Annotated in this window: 15 protein-coding genes and 2 tRNA genes; 11 read left to right on the forward strand and 6 right to left on the reverse strand. The window is 70.8% G+C overall.

Annotated features, from left to right (window positions below):
• Positions 1-52: 52 nt before the first annotated feature.
• Positions 53-1,321 carry a DUF445 domain-containing protein gene (locus AC3RJ6_RS02540; RefSeq protein WP_491425302.1) on the reverse strand — a complete coding sequence of 423 codons (1,269 nt, stop codon included), beginning with the start codon at positions 1,319-1,321 and terminating at the stop codon, positions 53-55.
• Positions 1,322-1,369: 48 nt separating this feature from the next.
• Here AC3RJ6_RS02540 and pheA point away from each other — a divergent pair, with 48 nt between their 5' ends.
• Positions 1,370-2,332 (forward strand): prephenate dehydratase, encoded by a 963-nt coding sequence (gene pheA, locus AC3RJ6_RS02545; protein WP_491425303.1) that lies wholly within the window; start codon positions 1,370-1,372, stop codon positions 2,330-2,332.
• Between the two features lie 31 nt (positions 2,333-2,363).
• A complete protein-coding gene (locus tag AC3RJ6_RS02550) occupies positions 2,364-3,377 on the forward strand; it encodes a hypothetical protein (protein ID WP_491425304.1) in 1,014 nt (337 codons plus the stop codon).
• A gap of 9 nt (positions 3,378-3,386) precedes the next feature.
• Here AC3RJ6_RS02550 and AC3RJ6_RS02555 read toward each other — a convergent pair whose 3' ends face one another.
• Positions 3,387-4,622: an ROK family transcriptional regulator gene (locus tag AC3RJ6_RS02555; RefSeq protein ID WP_491425305.1), complete on the reverse strand. Its 1,236-nt coding sequence runs from the start codon at positions 4,620-4,622 to the stop codon at positions 3,387-3,389.
• Positions 4,623-4,752: 130 nt separating this feature from the next.
• On the opposite strand from AC3RJ6_RS02555, the gene AC3RJ6_RS02560 reads away from it, so the two are divergent.
• Both AC3RJ6_RS02560 and AC3RJ6_RS02565 read left to right on the forward strand, forming a co-directional pair.
• Entirely contained in the window at positions 4,753-7,491 is a 2,739-nt protein-coding gene (locus AC3RJ6_RS02560; RefSeq protein ID WP_491425306.1) for an alpha-N-acetylglucosaminidase TIM-barrel domain-containing protein, read from the forward strand.
• 113 nt (positions 7,492-7,604) lie between these two features.
• Complete coding sequence (locus tag AC3RJ6_RS02565; RefSeq protein WP_491425307.1) at positions 7,605-9,191, forward strand: MFS transporter; 1,587 nt, start codon at positions 7,605-7,607, stop codon at positions 9,189-9,191.
• Position 9,192: 1 nt separating this feature from the next.
• Here the strand turns inward: AC3RJ6_RS02565 and AC3RJ6_RS02570 are convergent, their stop codons facing one another.
• Positions 9,193-10,200: a diacylglycerol/lipid kinase family protein gene (locus AC3RJ6_RS02570; protein ID WP_491425308.1), complete on the reverse strand. Its 1,008-nt coding sequence runs from the start codon at positions 10,198-10,200 to the stop codon at positions 9,193-9,195.
• A gap of 73 nt (positions 10,201-10,273) precedes the next feature.
• On the opposite strand from AC3RJ6_RS02570, the gene serS reads away from it, so the two are divergent.
• The 7 genes from serS (at position 10,274) to AC3RJ6_RS02605 (ending at position 16,834) form a co-directional block, all read left to right on the forward strand.
• Positions 10,274-11,542, forward strand: a complete 1,269-nt coding sequence (gene serS / locus AC3RJ6_RS02575; RefSeq protein WP_491425309.1) for a serine--tRNA ligase — start codon at positions 10,274-10,276, stop codon at positions 11,540-11,542.
• Entirely contained in the window at positions 11,539-12,369 is an 831-nt protein-coding gene (locus AC3RJ6_RS02580; RefSeq protein ID WP_491425310.1) for an HAD family hydrolase, read from the forward strand. The genes serS and AC3RJ6_RS02580 overlap by 4 nt, the downstream gene beginning before the upstream one ends.
• Positions 12,370-12,432: 63 nt before the next feature.
• Complete coding sequence (locus AC3RJ6_RS02585) at positions 12,433-13,893, forward strand: LCP family protein (RefSeq protein WP_491425311.1); 1,461 nt, start codon at positions 12,433-12,435, stop codon at positions 13,891-13,893.
• A 125-nt stretch (positions 13,894-14,018) separates the two neighbouring features.
• Positions 14,019-14,103, forward strand: a tRNA-Ser gene (locus tag AC3RJ6_RS02590).
• A gap of 79 nt (positions 14,104-14,182) precedes the next feature.
• Positions 14,183-15,460 carry an LCP family protein gene (locus AC3RJ6_RS02595; RefSeq protein ID WP_491425312.1) on the forward strand — a complete coding sequence of 426 codons (1,278 nt, stop codon included), beginning with the start codon at positions 14,183-14,185 and terminating at the stop codon, positions 15,458-15,460.
• A gap of 97 nt (positions 15,461-15,557) precedes the next feature.
• Positions 15,558-15,649 (forward strand) — tRNA-Ser (locus AC3RJ6_RS02600).
• Between the two features lie 75 nt (positions 15,650-15,724).
• A complete protein-coding gene (locus AC3RJ6_RS02605; protein WP_491425313.1) occupies positions 15,725-16,834 on the forward strand; it encodes a tyrosine-type recombinase/integrase in 1,110 nt (369 codons plus the stop codon).
• A 180-nt stretch (positions 16,835-17,014) separates the two neighbouring features.
• On the opposite strand, the gene AC3RJ6_RS02610 is transcribed toward AC3RJ6_RS02605, so the two are convergent.
• The 3 genes from AC3RJ6_RS02610 to AC3RJ6_RS02620 all read right to left on the reverse strand — a co-directional run bounded on the left by AC3RJ6_RS02610 (position 17,015) and on the right by AC3RJ6_RS02620 (position 18,189).
• The gene (locus AC3RJ6_RS02610; protein WP_491425314.1) at positions 17,015-17,260 is read right to left on the reverse strand and encodes a hypothetical protein; all 246 of its coding nucleotides are present in this window, start codon (positions 17,258-17,260) and stop codon (positions 17,015-17,017) included.
• A gap of 137 nt (positions 17,261-17,397) precedes the next feature.
• Positions 17,398-17,898, reverse strand: a complete 501-nt coding sequence (locus AC3RJ6_RS02615; protein WP_491425315.1) for an ImmA/IrrE family metallo-endopeptidase — start codon at positions 17,896-17,898, stop codon at positions 17,398-17,400.
• A gap of 87 nt (positions 17,899-17,985) precedes the next feature.
• Complete coding sequence (locus tag AC3RJ6_RS02620; protein ID WP_491425316.1) at positions 17,986-18,189, reverse strand: hypothetical protein; 204 nt, start codon at positions 18,187-18,189, stop codon at positions 17,986-17,988.
• Positions 18,190-18,254: the final 65 nt, after the last annotated feature.

The following is an 18,254-nucleotide window of genomic DNA, read 5'->3' on the forward strand; positions in this document are numbered from 1 at the left end:
CTCGAAACCCACTGGCCGATGACGGTTTCGAGACGCTCGCTGCGCTCGCTCCTCAACCCGCCAATGAGTGCACGGCGGTCGCGACCGAGTAGATCGCGACGCCCGCGAGCGCGCCCACCACGGTGCCGTTGATGCGGATGAACTGCAGGTCGCGCCCCACCTGCAGTTCGAGCTTCTCGGTCGTCTCACGGGCATCCCACCGCTCGACGGTCTCGGTGATGACGCCCGCGATCTCGTGCCGGTAGTTGCGCACGACGTAGGCCGCGGCGTCCGTCACCCAGTCGTCGACCTTCGCCGCGAGCGCCTTGTCGGTCGCGAGCCTGGTGCCCACTTCGACGATCGCGGCTCGCAGCCCGGTGCGCAGCTCGCTCGACGGGTCGGCCAGTCCCTCGACGAGCGTCGCCTTGACGGCGCCCCAGGTCTCGCTCGCGAACTCGCGCACGCGCGGGCTGGCGAGCAGGTCGGCCTTGAGCCGCTCGACCCGGGCGATCATCTCGGGGTCGTGCTGCAGGTCGTCGGCGAGCTCGGCGAGATAGCGGTCGATCGCGACGCGCATCGGATGCGCGTCGTCGGCTCGTACCGCGCGCACGAAGGCGAGCACCTCGCGGTGCGCCCGATCGTCGACGAGGCGGTCGACGAAGCCCGGCATCCACTTCGGCAGCCGGTCGGAGACCATGCGACCGAACGCCTCGGGGTGCGTCTCCAGCCAGGAGGTCGCCTTCTCGAGCACGGCGTCGACGGCGGCGCGCTGCTGGTCGGCCGCGACGAGCTGCGCGCCGATGCGCCCGATCGCCGGACCCCACTCGGGCTCGAAGAGGTGCCGCCTCGCGAGCCGCTCGATGACGTCTTCGACGTCGTCGTCGCCGAGCATCGTGAGCACGCCGCGTGCGGCGACCGCGACCTCGGCGGTGACGCGTTCGGCGTGCTCGGGCTGCGCGAGCCACGCGCCGACCCGGCGCGAGACGCCGATCGACCGCAGCTTGCCGAGCACGACCTCGTCGGAGAGGAACTCGTGCTCGACGAACGCCCCGAGGGTCGCCCCGATCTCGTCCTTGCGGCGCGGGATGATCGCGGTGTGCGGGATCGGGATGCCGAGCGGATGCCGGAACAGGGCGGTGACCGCGAACCAGTCGGCGATCGCGCCGACCATCGCGCCCTCGGCGGCCGCGCGCACGTAGCCCATCCAGGCGATCTCGTCCTGCAGGGCGAACGACACCGCGAACACGGCGGCGGCGACGAGGAGCAGGCTCGTCGCGATGCGCTTCATGCGGCGCAGCGCGACCAGACGCTCGGCGTCGGTCGGCACGGCCCTGGTCTCCACGTCGGCAGTATTACAGGCCGGTCGCGCACCGCTCGTTAGGCTTGGCGCATGACCACGGATGCCTCGGCGACGCCCCCTGACGAGACCTACTCGTACCTCGGGCCGGCCGGGACGTTCACCGAGGCGGCGCTCAAGCAGGTGCCCGAGGCCGCGGGCAAGCACTGGCGTCCGGTGAACAACGTGGGCGAGGCGCTCGCCGACGTCGTCGACGGGCGTTCGATCGCCGCGATGATCGCGATCGAGAACTCGATCGACGGCGGTGTGAGCGCCACGCAGGACGCGCTCGCGACGGTGCCCGGCCTCCGCATCGTGGGGGAGTACCTCGTGCCCGTGAACTTCGTGCTCGTCGCCCGGCCGGGCACCGCGCTCGCCGACGTGCGCGTCGTCAACGCCCACCCGGTCGCGTACGCCCAGTCGCGCGGCTGGCTCGAGCGCGAGCTGCCGGACCACGGCCACATCCCGGCGACGAGCAACGTGCAGGCCGCGGCATCCCTGTTCGAGAACTCGCAGGCCGACGCGGCTATCGCCCCGCCGGGCATCACCGAGCACCTCGACGTCGACGTGCTCGCGCGCGACATCGGCGACAACCCGAACGCGGTGACGCGCTTCGTGCTCGTGAGCCGGTCGCGCACCCTGCCGGCCAAGACCGGCGCCGACAAGACGAGCCTCATCGTCGAGCTGCCCGACGACGAGCCGGGCGCCCTGCTCGACATGCTCGAGCAGTTCTCGACGCGGGGCGTCAACCTCTCGCTCATCCAGTCGCGGCCGATCGGCGACGCCCTCGGGCGGTACCGCTTCGTGATCGACCTCGAGGGCCACGCCGAAGACGAGCGGGTCGCCGACGCGCTGCTCGGCCTGCGCCGCTACTCGCCGAAGGTGATCTTCCTCGGCTCGTATCCGCGTGCCGACCGGCGTGAGATCGAGTACCACTCGAAGTACGATGACGAGATCTTCATCGAGGCTCGCGACTGGCTGCGCGGGCTCTTGAGCGGCGAACCCGACGGCGCCTGACGGCGACGCACGCTCACGGAGGGGGTCGACGATGACCGATGCACGCGAGGGCCTCGACCCGCGGTACGACGCGCGGTTCCAGCGCGGGTACGACGGGCATGGGGCGGATGCCTCGGCCGCGGCATCCTCGCCGATGGCCGAGCCGGCGGCGGCCGGGCCTGCGGTGACCGCACCGGCCGGGGCCGAGCCGTCGGCGGCAGCGCCGGCGCTCGCCGGTGTCGCCCAGCCGATGCCGGCGGAGCCCGCGGTGTCGCCACGCCACGACGCACCGGTCGACGCCGCGGCCGAGCTGCGTGCGATGCTCGAGCCCGACCCCGAGGACGAGCACGACGAGCTCGACGAGCACGACGAGCACGACGAGCGCGCCGACGACGCGTTCGCCGGGCTCGAACCCGATAGCGCGGGGCATCCGCGACCCGAACGTGCCGAGGAGGCAAGGGCCGGAGACCTCGGCCAGACGACCTGGGGGTGGCTCGCCGGGGGCTGGGCGCTCTGCGTCGTCGCCGTCTGGCTCGGCGCCTGGCTGACGTGGATCGTCAACGCCGACCAGAGCTGGTACGCGGCCGCGCCGACGCCCGAGACTCCCGAGACGCAGGTGTGGCGATCGCTCGGCTGGGCGATGGCCCCGTCGTTGCTCATGGGCGGGACCGTCGGCGTCGTGGTCGTGACCGCGGTCGCGGTGGTCCTGCAGATGCGTCGGCCTCGTCGAAGCGCGGTGACCACCCGCTTCGCGCGACCCGCGACGTGGTGGGTGCTCACCGCGATCGTCGCCGCCGGCCTGATCGCGATGCCGGGGCTCATCGGCATGCTCGTGGAGGCCGCCGTGATGAACATGAGCGGTGGAATCGTCTACGACGGAGCGGGGCTCATCGACGAGGGCCAGCAGGCGAAGATCGACGTGATGGTCCGCGGCCAGTACGCCCAGGCCATCGTCGGCCCGCTCTCGCTCGGCGTCATCGCGGGCGTCGTCGCGATCACGCTGGTCGAGGCGCGCCGGTCGGTGTTCGCCGCACGCGGCCGCTCGGTGTCGGCGCGGGCGGACTGAGCCGACGGATCAGTGCGCGGAGCTCCGCCCGGCCGCCGGCCCGGCCGGCTGCGTGGCCGGGCCGAGACCGGAGTCGAGCGCCGACCGCCAGGCGGACTGCACGGCGGCGGTGACGGCGCCGCGAACGACCGTGTTCTCGGCGAACGGCGAGAGACGCACGTCGATCGGGGTCGCGCCGCTCGCCGCGAGCCGGCGTTCGAGCGCCGTCATGAGCACCGTGCCGCCGCGGGCGATGCCGCCGGTCACGTACACGCGGTGGAGGTCGAGTGCGAGCACGATGGGCGCGAGTGCCCGGGCGGCCACGTCGGCGAGCTGGTCGACGATCTCGGTGGCCGCGCGCTCGCCGTCGTTCGCCCGCTCGAAGACCTGGGCCGTCGCCGCCTCGGGGCCGAGCCCGGAGGCGAGTCGCGTGAACGGGTCGCGTGCGGCGACCAGCCGCGCGACCTCGTCGATGCGCTCGGCCCCGACGACCGCCTCGAGCGGGGCGCGGTCGCCGCTCCACGGGTCGGTCACCTCGAGCGCCCCGATCTCGCCCGCGGCGCCGAGCGGGCCGCGGTAGACGCGGCCCTCGAGCACGAGGCCCGCGCCGAGCCGCTCGCCCCACTGCACAGTGAGGAACGAGGGCGGGCAGTCGTCGAGCTCCGACATCGCGAGGGCGGCGAGGTTGGCGTCGTTGTCGAGTTCGACGGCGGGGCCGAATCCGCGGCCGAGCTCGCGCGTGAGGTCGAGGTCGGTCCACGCGTCGATGCCGCGGATGACGCGCACGCGGCCCTCGGCGCGATCGATCATGCCGACGCTCGCGACCGTCACCGCCGAGATGCGGGCTCGATCGAGGCCCACTGCGGCGAGGGCGCGGTCGACGGTGGTGTTCACGAGCCGGAGCAGCTCGCGTCCGTCGTGCAGCTCGTGCAGCGCGTTCGCCTCGGCGAGCACCGCGCCCGAGGCATCGGCGACCTCCGCCACGACGCGGTGCAGGCCGATGTCGACCCCGAGCACGTGGAAGCGACCCGGTGCGACGGTGAACCGGGCCGCCGGCCGCCCGAGCGATTCGACGGGGTCGTGCCGGCGCAGCCAGCCGTCGGCATCGAGCTCGTCGATGATCGTCGCGACGGTCGAGCGCGTGAGCCCCGTGCGCTCCGCGATCTCGACGATGCGCACGGGCTCGTCGTGGGCGCGCAGCTCGTCGAGCACGCGGGCGGTGTTGTAGCGCTTCAGTCGTGCCGTTCCGACGATCGGGTCGTTCATGGGGCTCCGTTCCGGCGTTAGTTTAACCGAGACTTTACGTTAAGACCTTGCGTAAAGATCGGAGGTCTGGTTGGGTCGGGATGACGGCGCGCGATCGCACGCCGGAGAACCACCGGCGAAAGGCCCGACGATGCACCCAACGCCCAGACGACGAGCGGTCCTTGCGCCGCTCGCGACGATCGCGACCGCCCTCCTGCTGACGACGGGCACCGCCGTCGGCGCGAGCGCCGAGCCGCCCGACCGCACCGCGAAGCTCACCGTGCCGCCGAAGACGGCGACCGGCCTGGAGCCGGCGCGCGATGCCATCGAGCGGCTGCTCGGCGAGGCATCCGACGGGTTCGATCTCGTGAGCCTGGAGTCGGCCGACGGCGCCGACCGCTACGAGATCACCTCGAAGCGCAACCACGTTCGCGTGGCGGCGACCGACTCGGCGACCGCGATCGCGGGCGTCAACGCCTACCTCGGCACGATCGGCCAGTCGGTGTCGTGGAACGTGCGCAACCTCGACCCCGAAGCCGCGCTGCCGCTGCCGACCGAGCCGATCACGGCGACCGCGAACGTGTCGCACCGCTTCTACGGCAATGACACCGAAGACGGCTACACCGGTGCCTACCGCACGTGGGAGGAATGGGAGCGCGAGATCGACGAGCTCGCCGCCCTCGGCTTCAACGAGGTGTTCATGCCCGTCGGGTCCGAGGCGGTCTACGCCGAGGTGCTGCAGCAGTTCGGGTACTCGGCCGAGGAGGCACGGGCGTGGATCCCGCTGCCCGGGCACCAGCCGTGGTGGCTCCTGCAGAACATGTCGAGCTACCCCGCGGGCACGAGCGAGGCGTTGCTCGAGGCACGCACCGAGCTCGGCCGCAAGATCGCCGACCGCCTGCGCGAGCTCGACATGACGCCCGTGCTGCCCGGCTACTTCGGCACCGTGCCGACCGACTTCGCCGACCGCAACGCCGATGCCAGGGTCGAGCCGCAGGGCGGCTGGGTCGGCTTCCAGCGCCCGGGCTGGCTCGACCCGAACTCGGCCGCGTTCCCGGCCGTCGCCGAGGCGTTCTACGAGGCGTCCGAACGGGCGCTCGGCGCTTCCGGCGCGTACAAGATGGACGTCCTGCACGAGGGCGGCCGTCGCGGCTCGGTCGACGTGCCCGCGGCCACGCGGGCGATCGAGACCGCCCTGCAGACGGCGCGGCCCGGCGCGACGTGGGTGCTGCTCGGCTGGCAGAACAACCCGCCGGCGGATGTCGCGGCGGCGGTCGACCCCGAGACGACGTTCATCGTCGACGGACTGTCGGACCGCTTCGCGCGCGGCGACCTCGAGGCGAAGTGGAGCGGCGTGCCGTACGCCTTCGGCACGATCTGGAACTACGGCGGGCACACGACGATGGGTGCCGAGCTCGCGAAGTGGAACGACACGTTCGACGAGTGGCTGAACCGCGAGGGCAGCCGCGTCGACGGCATCGCGGCGCTGCCCGAGGGCGGCCTCAACAACCCCGTCGCGATCGACTTCTTCGCCGGCCTCGCCTGGCGCGAGGGCCCCGTCGACGTGAACGCGTGGTTCGACGCCTGGACCGAGCGTCGCTACGGCATCGACGACCCCGAGCTGAAGGCCGCCTGGCGCATCCTCGCCGAGACCGCGTACACGCTGCCCGACAACGAGGGATTCGCCGAGGCGCACGACGGCCTCTTCGGGGCTCGCCCATCGCTCTCGGCGAGCCACGGCGCGACCTGGTCACCGGGCAACCTCTCGTACGACCCCGACCGCTTCGCCGAGGCGCTCGACCACCTGCTCGCCGCGGCGCCCGCCGCGGGCGAGAACGCGAGCTACCGCTACGACCTCATGGATGTCGCGCGCCAGGTGACCTCGAACACCTCGCGGGTGCTGCTGCCGCAGCTGCAGCAGGCGTACGGCATGCGCGACCGCGCCGCCTTCACGCAGCTCAGCGAGGAGTGGCTCGAGAACATGGACCTGCTCGACGAGATCGTCGCGACCCAGCCGCAGATGCTGCTCGGCCGGTGGATCGCCGACGCCCGGGCGGCCGGAGCCGACGCCGCCGAGGCCGACCGGCTCGAGTTCGACGCACGCTCCCTCATCACGACGTGGGGTCACCGCGACGCGGTGAACGCGGGGCTCAACGACTACGCGAACCGCGAGTGGCAGGGCCTCGTCGGCACCTACTACACGGACCGCTGGGAGCGCTTCTTCGCGAGCATCCAGGCGTCGTTCGACACCGGCAAGGCGCCCGCCTCGATCGACTGGTACGCCGTCGGCGCCGAGTTCACGGCGTCGACCGACACCTCGGCGTTCCTCACGGAACCGGCGGGCGACATCGTCGAGCTCGCCGCGCACGCCGTCGAGGCGCATGACGCGACCGTGCCCGACGTGCCCGAACCGCCGGCGGCGGGTGAGCACTTCCTCTCCGACCTGCCGTTCGCGACGGTTTCGCTCAACCCCACCTACGGCCCGATCGAGCGCGACACCGAGATCGGCGAGGCGGCGTACGGCGACGGCAAGCCCATTCGGCTCGCGGGCGTCGAGTACGCGAAGGGCCTCGGCGTGAACTCGCCGACGACGATCGGGTTCAACCTCGGCGAGCGGTGCACCGCGTTCGAGGCGGTCGTCGGCATCGACGACATCATGAACAAGGCGGGCTCGACGGCCAACGTCATCTTCCGGGTCGTCGCCGACGGCGAGGTGCGCTACGACAGCGGCGCGATGACGAAGGGCCTCGCGGCCGAGGCATCGGTCGACGTCACGGGCGTCGAGCGGCTCGAGCTCGTCGTCGACCCCAACGCGGCCGCTTCGCCCGCCGGTCAGGCCGAATGGTACGACCGTGCCGACTGGGCCGACGCGACGGTCACCTGCGGCTGACGACGGTGTCACCCCCGGGCGGGATCGGTCGGACCGGCCGATCCCGCCCTAATCGGTCGCGGCTCCCGAAGAGGGCTCTTCCGGCGCGGGCACGGCCTGTGGTTGCATGAGCCATGGACTCGAACGACGCGCCTTCCGAGGTGAAGTTCAACGGCAAGCTCGCGCTCCTGCTCGCGATGGCGATGTTCGTGCTCGTCGTCGACACGTCGCTCATGAACGTGTCGATCTCGGCGGTCGTGCGAGACCTCGACACCACGGTGAGCGGCGTGCAGAGCGCGATCGCGCTCGAGGCGCTCGTCTCGGCCGCGTTCATCCTCATCGGCGGCAAGACGGGCGACCTCATCGGGCGCAAGCTCGCGTACATCCTGGGCCTGCTCGGCTACGCGATCGGCGCGATCGCCATGGTGTTCGCACAGGACCTGATCGCGATCATCATCTTCTGGGCGGTCATCGGCGGCATCGGCGCCTCGCTCCTGCTGCCGGCGATGCAGTCGCTCATCCACGGCAACTTCGAGGGCGCGCATCAGAAGCGGGTCTACGCGCTCGTCGGCGCCTCGGCCGCGATCGCCGCCGCCGTCGGCCCGCTGCTCGGCGGTTTCATCACGACGTTCTTCTCGTGGCGGGTCGGCTTCGCTCTGGAGGCGCTCATCATCGCGGTCGTGCTCGCGGGCATCGGCCTCGTGAAGGACGTGCCGTACCACGGCGACCGGTCGATCGACCTCGTCGGGGCGCTGCTGTCGATCGTCGGCATGGGCGGCGTCGTCACCGGCATCCTCGTCTGGCAGGAGGGCGGCGGCTACGTCGGCCTCATCATCGGCATCGGAGTCGTGGGCCTCGGTCTCCTCGTCTTCTGGTTGCGCAACCGCAAGCGCGCGGGCAAGCCCGTGCTGCTCGACCCCGCGCTCTTCGAGTCGAAGATGTTCCGCACCGGGGCGAGTGGGCAGCTGCTGCAGCAGATCGCGCTCGGCGGCACCATGATCGTGCTGCCGATCTACCTGCAGATGGTGTTCGAGTACAACGCGCTGCAGGCCGGCCTCTCGATCGCGCCGCTCTCGCTCAGCATGTTCGTCGTCGCGCTGCTCGCCGGACGCGGCCTCAAGCGCCGCCCGGCGACGATCATCCTCACGGGGTTCGCGCTCGTCGTGGTGGGCGTCGGCGTGATCGTGCCGATCGTGCCCATCGCCGACTCGGGCTGGTACCTCACGATTCCGCTCGTCATCGCCGGCAGCGGGCTCGGGTTCCTGGTCTCGCAGCTCAACAACTACACGCTCTCGCCGATCTCCGACGAGCGGGTCAGCGAGGCCGCGGGCGTGAACTCGGCCGCGGGCTCGTTCGGCCTCTCGTTCGGGCTCGCCTTCGCGGGCGCGATCATGCTCGCGACCCTCGCCTTCACCTTCACCGCGAGCGCCGAGTCGAGCTCGGTGCTGAGCGCCGAGGAGGCGCAGCAGGTCTCCACCGTGCTCGAGGAGGACGCGGAGATCATGAGCGACACCGGCCTCGCCGAGCTGCTCGTCGACCAGCCGGCCGACGTGCAGGAGGAGATCCTGCGCATCAACACCGACTCACGCGACATCGCGCTGCAGGTCGCGCTCTTCGTGCCGATCCTCGCGGGCCTGCTCGGCGTCGCGAACGCCTTGCGCATGCGCCGGCTGCCCGACCCGAACCCGTCGTCGTCGGCCGAGGGCTCGATGCTCGGCTGACTCAGCGCGGCACGCGCACGATGAGCGACGCCGGGTCGACCTCGAACCGCGCCGCGGCGACCGTGCCGAACTCGTCGCCGTCGATCTCGAACTCCTGGGGACCGCCCTCGATGACGAGGTCGACCGTGCGCCCGCGCGAGTACGCGACGACCTGCCGGCGGTTGCCGCCCGTGAGGTCGAGCACCTGGCGGCCGATCGCCGTCTTGCGCATGACCCGGTTCTCCCACGCGATGACCCGCCACACGAACAGCCAGCCGAACAGGTTGCGCGGCTGCAGCCGCACGACGTCGAGGCGCCCGTCGTCGATCTCGGCGTCGGGGATGAGCTCGAGGTTGCCGGGCAGGTAGCCGAGGTTCGCCACGAGGATGCTCGACACCTTCGACCGGTGGTGGCGGCCGCCGTCGAGCCGGTGCACGACGCGGAACGGCTCGGAGTTCGGCAGCGCCCGCAGCCCTGCGTCGACGTAGGCGAGCCAGCCGACCCGCTTCTTGAGGTCGGGGTTCGTGTTCGCGATCATCGTCGCGTCGATGCCGATGCCGGCCATCACGAGCGACGCGTGCGACTCGGTCGTGCCGTCGGGCCGCCGCACGCGGGCGATGAGCACGTCGACCGCCCGGTCGAGTCCCGCGAACGCCAGCACGACGGCGTCGTCGACGTCGTTGACCGGGATGTCGAGGTTGCGCGCGAACAGGTTGCCCGTGCCGAGCGGCACGATGCCCATCGGCATGCCCGTTCCGCGCAGGCCCGCGGCGACCGACCGCACCGTGCCGTCGCCGCCCGCCGCGATCACGAGGTCGACGCCGGCGTCGACCGCCTCGCGCGCCATGCCCTTGCCGGGGTCGTCCGCGGCGGTGTCGATCCACAGCGAGGGTGCGAAGCCCTGCCGCTCCTCGGCGCGCTCGACGGCGGCGCGCAGCGCGTCGACCCCCGACTTCGTGGGGTTCGAGATGATCGCCGCGCGCGGGCGCGGCTCCGAGGCATCCGCCGTCGGCTGGTGGTCGGCCGTCACCCTGCCAACGGTACGGCACCGCGCCCGGGCAGTGGCTGAAGGGCGGGGGATGCCGCGGGCTAGACTTGCTCGGGTGATCGACCCCGTGCTGCTCCGCGAGAACCCCGACCTGATCAAGCGTTCGCAGGAGCTCCGTGGCGAGTCCTCGGCGTTCGTCGACGAGGCCGTCGCCGCCGATGCGGCGCGCCGCACCGCGATCACCGTCTTCGAGACGCTGCGCGCCGAGCAGAACGCGTTCGGCAAGCAGGTCGCGCAGGCCCCGAAGGAGGCGAAGGCCGAGCTCGTCGCCCAGGCGCAAGAGCTGGCTGCGCGCGTGAAGTCGGCGAACCAGGCCGTGAGCGACGCCGAGGCCGAGTTCACGCTCGCCGTGCAGAAGCTCGGCAACATCGTCATCGACGGGGTGCCCGCCGGCGGCGAAGACGACTACGTCGTGCTGCGCGAGGTCGGCGAGATCCCCGCGTTCGACTTCGAGCCCCGCGACCACCTCGAGATCGGCGAGCTGCTCGACGCCATCGACATGCAGCGCGGCGCGAAGGTGTCGGGCGCGCGCTTCCACTACCTCAAGGGCGTCGGCGCCCGCCTCGAGCTCGCGCTCATGACGATGGGCCTCGACCGGGCGATCGCCGCCGGGTTCACGCCGCTCATCACCCCGACCCTCGTGCGACCCGAGATCATGAACGGCACCGGGTTCCTCGGCTCGCACGCCGAGGAGGTGTACTACCTGCCCGACCAGGAGCTCTACCTCACGGGCACGAGCGAGGTCGCGCTTGCCGGGTACCACGCCGACGAGATCATCGACGTGTCGAACGGGCCGATCCGCTACGCCGGCTGGTCGACCTGCTACCGCAGCGAGGCGGGCTCGCACGGAAAGGACACGCGCGGCATCATCCGCGTGCACCAGTTCAACAAGCTCGAGATGTTCACCTACATCGACCCGGCCGACGCCGAGGTCGAGCACGAGCGCCTGCTCGCGTGGCAGGAGGACATGCTGCAGAGCCTCGGCCTCGCCTACCGGGTCATCGACACGGCCGCGGGCGACCTCGGGTCGAGCGCCGCGCGCAAGTACGACGTCGAGGCGTGGGTGCCGACGCAGAACGCCTACCGCGAGCTCACGTCGACCTCGAACTGCACGACGTTCCAGGCGCGCCGCCTCGACATCCGCCACCGCACCGAGAGCGGCAAGACCGCGCCGGTCGCGACGCTCAACGGCACGCTCGCGACGACCCGGTGGATCGTCGCGATCCTCGAGACGCACCAGCAGGCCGACGGCTCGGTGATCGTGCCCGAGGCGCTGCGCGGCTACCTCGGCGGACTCGAGCGATTCGAGCCCGTCGCGCGATGAGCGAGCAGGCGACGGCGAACGAGATCGCGGCGGAGCAGTGGTTCGTCGCGCTCGACGTCGACGGCACGATCATGCACGAAGACGGCACGATCGACGACCAGGTCGCCGAGGCCGTCGCCGGGGCCGCCGAGCGCGGTCACCTCGTCACGCTCGCGACGGGCCGCTCGTGGTCGACGACCCGACCCGTGCTCGAAGAGCTGGGGCTCACGCCCGAGTACGTGGTGTGCGCGAACGGCGCGATCACGATGCGCCGCGACGATACGGCCGAGGGCGGCTACTCGCGCGAGCACGTCGAGACGTTCGACCCGACCGCGGTGCTCGAGCGCATCCGCGCGTTCCTGCCGGCGGGCAAGTTCATGGTCGAACTCGCCGACGGGCACCGCCTCTACACGGCCGGCATGACCGAGTGGAACCTCGACAACGCCCGCGAGGTCGTCTTCGACGAGCTGCTCGACCAGCGGGCGACCCGCGTCGTCGTCACGAGCCTCGAGCACGGGCTCGACGAGTTCTTCGAGATCGTCGACCAGATGGGCCTGCACCACGTGAGCTACGCCATCGGCTGGACGGCGTGGCTCGACATCGCGCCCGACGGGGTCAACAAGGCGACCGCGCTCGAGCGGGTGCGCGGGTGGCTCGACGCTCCCGCCGATCGCGTGCTCGCGGTCGGCGACGGTCGCAACGACCTCGAGATGTTCGCCTGGGCCGGCGCGGCCGGTCGGGCGGTCGCGATGGGCCAGGCGCCCGACGAGGTGCGGGCCGCGGCGGGCGAGGTGACGGGCGCGGTCGACGAGGCGGGCCTCGCGTCGACGCTCGACACGTTGCCCTGACGCCGCTTGCTCAGGCCGCGTGGGGGCGCGGAAACTAGAATCATCCGGTCGGGAGGGGACGACGTGGAGCACGAATCCGAGGGGTCGGCGGGCGGGGATGCCGCTGCTCCGGCGCGCGCTGACGACGAGCGCATCGCGGCCGAGGGGACGGCGGCGGCCGTCGACGGCGCTCCGGCGGCCGAGCGTGCCGATGGCGCCCCGGCGGCCGAGGGACCGGGTGCGGCCGCGACGCCGCCCGTCGAGCCCACCCGTCACGGACGCCTGCCACGGCACACCGGTCCGCGCGCGACGCTCAAGCTCGTGGCATCCGTCGTCGCCGTCGTGGCCGTGAGCGCGACCGCGGTCGCCGCCTACGCGGCCGTCGACCTCGTGGGGTCGGTCAAGCAGGGCGCGTCGCTCGCGAGTGAGAACATGCTCGACGGCGTGCCCGACATCGGGGCGATGGACGGCGGGCTCAACTTCCTGCTCGTCGGCAGCGACAAGCGCCCCGCCGACGGCTCGTTCGGCGACCCCGAAGAGGACTCGGGCGTGCTCAACGACGTCAACATGCTGCTGCACGTCTCGCAGGATCATTCGCACGTCGAGGTCGTGAGCTTTCCGCGCGACCTGATCGTGCCCGTGCCCGAGTGCCCCGACCCGGTCGACCCAGCGTCGGGTCCCCTGTCGGCGATGTCGGGCGTGCCGCTCAACAGCGTGCTCAGCCACGGCGGCCTCACGTGCGTCGCGATGACGGTCGAGCAGCTGACCGGCACGAAGATCCCGGTCGCCGGCGTCGTCGAGTTCAAGGGCGTCGCCGCCCTCTCGGAGGCCGTCGGCGGTGTCGAGGTGTGCCTCGCCGATCCGATCGACGACCCGGCCTCGGGTCTCAAGCTCGCCGCCGGCGTGCACAGCATCAAGGGCTTCGACGCGCTCGCGTTCCTCCGCACGCGCAAGGCGGCGGGCGACGGCAGCGACCTCGCCCGCATCGCGAGCCAGCAGGCGTTCCTCGCATCGCTCGCGCGTACGTTGCAGTCGAGCGGCACGCTGAGCGACCCGGTCAAGCTCTATTCGATCGCGAAGGCCGTGCTCTCGAACATGGAGCTCTCGAAGGAGCTGCAGAACCCCGCCCGCCTGATGTCGATCGCGCGCGCACTGCAGGACACCGATCTCTCGAAGATCGCCTTCGTGCAGTACCCGTCGGCCGACTACGGCGACAACGTGCACGTGCAGCCCGCCGAATCGGCCGAGGCCGTGAACCTCGCCCTGCAGGAGGACCGCCCGGTCGTCATCGACCCGACCGCGAACGACAACGCGGGCTACGGCACGGCCGATCCGACGGCGCCGGCCGTCGAGGCGGCGACGACCGATGCCGAGGCCGAGACGGTCACGGCTGAGGACGAGCAGGCCGCCGACGAAGAACCGGCCGCCGAAGAGGCGCCGGCGACCCAGGCGCCCGCCACGACCCCGGCCGACGAGCAGTTGCCTCCCGACGTCACGGGGCTCACCGGCGACGAGGTGCGGTGCATGACCGGAAACAGCGAGTGACCGGCGGTTCCGTCGTGCTTCAGGTCTCTTTCAGGCGGGCTTGAGAGGCTGTCGGAAACGCAATTCGGCTAGAATCGGGGCCTGCCTGCACGATCCACCGCCCTGCGGTGGTGTTGCGCGGGCATGGAGGGCTGTCCGAGCGGCCGATGGAGCTGGTCTTGAAAACCAGTGGGCAGCAATGCCTCGTGGGTTCGAATCCCACGCCCTCCGCGCGACCCGCCGACACGAGAGGACACCGGTGAACGAAGCGTTGCGACCCAGCTCGCGGCGCGCCGCGAAGACCCCTGCGGTGGCGCACCACGGACGGCTCCGCCGTCGCTCGTTCGGGCGTACGTTCGTCAAGGTCATCGCCTCGCTCGCCGCCGTCGTCTTCGTCTCGGGCGGCGCGGTCGCGGCCTACGCGGCGTGGGACCTCGCGAACACGCTGAAGCCGACCGTCTCGCTCGGCAACGCCGACGTGCTCGAGGGCGTGCCCGACGTCGGCGCGATGGAGGGCGGCGTGAACGTGCTGCTCATCGGCAGCGACAGCCGCGAGGGCCAGGGCGACGCCTTCGGCGACCCCGACGAGGAGACGGCCGTGCTCAACGACGTCACCATGCTGCTGCACATCTCGCAGGACCACTCCCACGTCGAGGTCATCAGCTTCCCCCGCGACATGTTCGTCGACGTGCCCGCCTGCACCGACCCGGCCGATCCGGCCGGCGAGCCGCTCTACGAGCAGTACGGCGTGAAGATCAACTCGGTGCTCGACTACGGCGGCATGGCGTGCGTCGTGAAGACCGTCGAGCAGCTCACGGGCGTCACGATCCCGTTCGCGGGCACCGTGCAGTTCCTCGGCGTCGCCGCGATGAGCGAGGCCGTCGGCGGCGTCTCGGTCTGCGTCGCCGAGCCCATCGAGGACGAGCACACCAACCTCTACCTGACGGCCGGCGAGCACTCGCTCAAGGGCATGGAGGCACTGCAGTTCCTGCGCACCAGGCACGGCGTCGGCGACGGCTCCGACCTCGGGCGCATCTCGAACCAGCAGGTGTTCATGTCGTCGCTCGTCCGCAAGCTGCAAGACGGCGGCACGCTCGGCGACCCCGTCGCGCTGTACTCGATCGCCAAGGCGGCGCTCGCGAACATGGAGCTCTCCGACACGCTCGCCGATCCGACGACGATGGTCTCGATCGCGAAGGCGATGAAGGACATCGACCTCTCGAAGATCGCGTTCATCCAGTACCCGACCGGGTACATCGACGGCGGCGTCGTGCCGAGCGAGTCGGCCGAGATCGTGAACACGGCCCTGCAGCAGGACATCCCGGTGACCTTCGACCCGACGGCCGACGACGCGTCGTTCGCCTCCTCGGGCGACCCGACGGCGCCCCCGGCCGACGAGGCGACGACCGACGGCGAGGCCGCGCCCGCCGCCCTCATCACGGAGGAGAGCGGCGAGGAGGCACCGGCCGAGGACACCGCCGAGGTGCCGACCCCGGCCCCGTCGACCGAGCCGCTGCCGAGTGACGTCACCGGACAGACCGCGGCGGAGACCCGGTGCTCGGCCGGTCGCACGCTCGAGGACCAGTAGGGTCGAGGCGCGCTGCGCCGCTCGAACGGTGCCGAATCGTGTTTCGGGCGAGCATCGGGTTATGATGGCTGTCGCGTGTGCGCGTGCGCACCCGCGAGGAGACGTCGCATAGTCCGGTCGAGTGCACCACCCTGCTAAGGTGGAGTCCCCGTAAGGGGACCGCGGGTTCAAATCCCGCCGTCTCCGCCAGTAATTACTAGGCGAATCAGGCCCCGTGTTGACACAGGATGGAAATCCGTTGACGCGGGGCCTACGCTATGCCCCATGGCGAGCATCCGGAAGCGGGTCCAGAAGTCCGGCGCGACGTCGTTCGCAGTACTCTGGCGCGACCCCGACACCGGCAAGCAGACGAGCGCGACCGTGCCGACCGTGTCCGAGGCTGAGACTCTCAAGCGCATCCTCGACGCGAACGGGCAGCGCTTCGCCCTGGCAGAGAAGGTGCTCGCCGCGACCGCCTCGACCGCGCCGACCGTCGCCACCATGCTCGAGCACCACCTGAGCATGCTCACGAAGGCGAGCGACGGGACGATCGCCGGCTACCGGTCGATCATTGAGCACCACCTGCTCGAGCCGCTCGGCGCACTGCGTGTTGACGTCGTCAACGAGGAGCACATCGCCGCATGGATTAAGCTCGAGCGGCGCGCCGGCCGCAGCCGCAAGACGATCGCGAACGCGATGGGACTCCTGTCCAGCGCGTTCAAGCGCGCCGTGCGCAAGGGGTGGTGCGCCGAGAACCCCTGCGAGCTCGTCGACCTCCCGAACGACGATCGCGCCGGCCGCCGCGCCACATTCCTCACGCTCGCCGAGTACGGGCTGCTCCTCGAGCAGATCCCCGAACGGCACGGCATGCTCGTGCGCACGCTCGTCGGCACAGGCATGCGGTACTCCGAGGCGACCGCGCTCACCTGGTCAGATCTACGCCTCGACGAGGAGGTGCCGATCGTCGTCGTCGACAAGGCGTGGAAGCGCGACGAGCGGCGCCGGTTCTACATCGGGTCCACGAAGAGCGAGTCGGGCGCGCGCGACGTCTCGATCACGAGGGCGCTCGCCGACGAGCTCGCCGCAGCGGAGCGGCCGCACGAGCTCGTGTTCCCGAACCGCTTCGGCAGCCAGCTCACCTCGACCACGTTCCATCAGCACGGCTGGCAGGACGCCGTCGACCTCGCGCGCGAGAAGGGGCTCACGAAGGAGCCGCGGCCGCACGACTTGCGCCACACTCACGCCTCCTGGCTGCTGCAGCAGGGCGTGTCGCTCTTCGTCGTGTCCAAGCGGCTCGGTCACAAGTCGATCGCGACGACGTCCAAGCTCTACGGCCACATCATGCCCGAGGCGTTCCGCGATGCTGCCGATGCGATGGACCGGGCTCTCACCTAAGTCTGTGGATTAGTCCGGACGGTGATCAACGTTAGGCGTCTAACGTTGACATGTGGACGACTTCATCACGGCTACCTCGCCTGACTGCCCGAGCTGCGGCACGCGGACGGTCCATCGCGCTCAGGGCGAGTACTGGTGCCGGAACTGCGAGGTCATCGTGCTCGATCTTTGACGATCGGCTCAGGCGAAGAAGAGTCGCACCATGGTGCCGACCGCGAGGAAGCCGGCAAGCCCGACGACGATGACCATGAGTCCGGCGCGGGCGACCATGTCGGCGTTGCGGCACCACATGTAGAACTTGGGGTGCAGCTCCTTCATCGCCTGCACGCGCTCCTGCGGCGTCGGGTGCACGAACTGCATGTGCGCGTGGTAGCAGAAGAGGTCCGTGAAGATGGTCGCCTGCATCATGCCCGTGAGGAACTTCATCCCCGGGAACGGCTCATCGGCCTTTCCCGGGGATGAAGCCCGGGTCTCCGGCTCGGACTGCTCCATCTCGAGTGCGCCTTCACGCACTCGATCTAGTTCAGCTACGTCGTCGCCGCTGGGCTCCTGAACCCCTTCGGTCACGCCAGTCCGAGGTTCTTGAGCCGGTAGGTCATCGCGTCGAGCGAGACCTGGAACCGCGATGCGAGCGCGTACACATCCATACCGGCCGTGTGCGCCAGGCGGACGCTATCAGCCGGCATCAGGAGCTCAGCGGCGAACTGGTTCGCGTAGATCTCCTCCGCATCGGTCCCGCACGCCGCGAGCGCGCCGCGGCGATGAATGTAGGTGCGAGACTCGGCATCGGGTTCGTCCCGGATGGCGAAGTAGTGCCCGAGTTCGTGCGCGCAGGTGAATCGCTGCCGAACGGGCGCGTGCTCGCTGTTCAGGAAGATGTCGACCCCGCCCGACGGTTCGGTCTTCGCGATCATGCCGGAGAGGTTGTTCTCGAGGCGAGCACCGTACACGTTGATGCCGAAGTGGCGTGCGACCTGTACGGGATCGATCGGGTACGAGCGCGGGGCGCCTTCGAAGAAGACGTCAAGGGCTCGCTGTGCTGCGACGGCTGCGTTCATCGGCATCTCCTCTCTCTCGATACTCAAGGTAGGGTAACGCGCTCGGCGTGTCGAGGATTCCTCTCGGCAATTCGAGTGTCCACCGGACCACAGTCATTCGTGCGTGCGGTGGCGCTCGAGTGCCTTCTGCACCGCGCGCGCGGTGAGGCCTGACGCCTCCTGCACCTGCGCCCAGGTTGCGCCCTCGGTGAATGCCTGGGCAATCTCGGCGTCGCGCTTCTCGACGAGCTCGGCGCGCTGCTCGTCGACCTTGGTGATGCGCGCTGCGGTGGCGCGGATGCGGTCGAGGGCGGGCACATCGCAACAGTAGCGGCCCGCCTCTCTCTACCCGGTATAGACACGAGGCTCTATACCGGGTAGAG

Source organism: Agromyces cucurbitae (assembly GCF_058349945.1).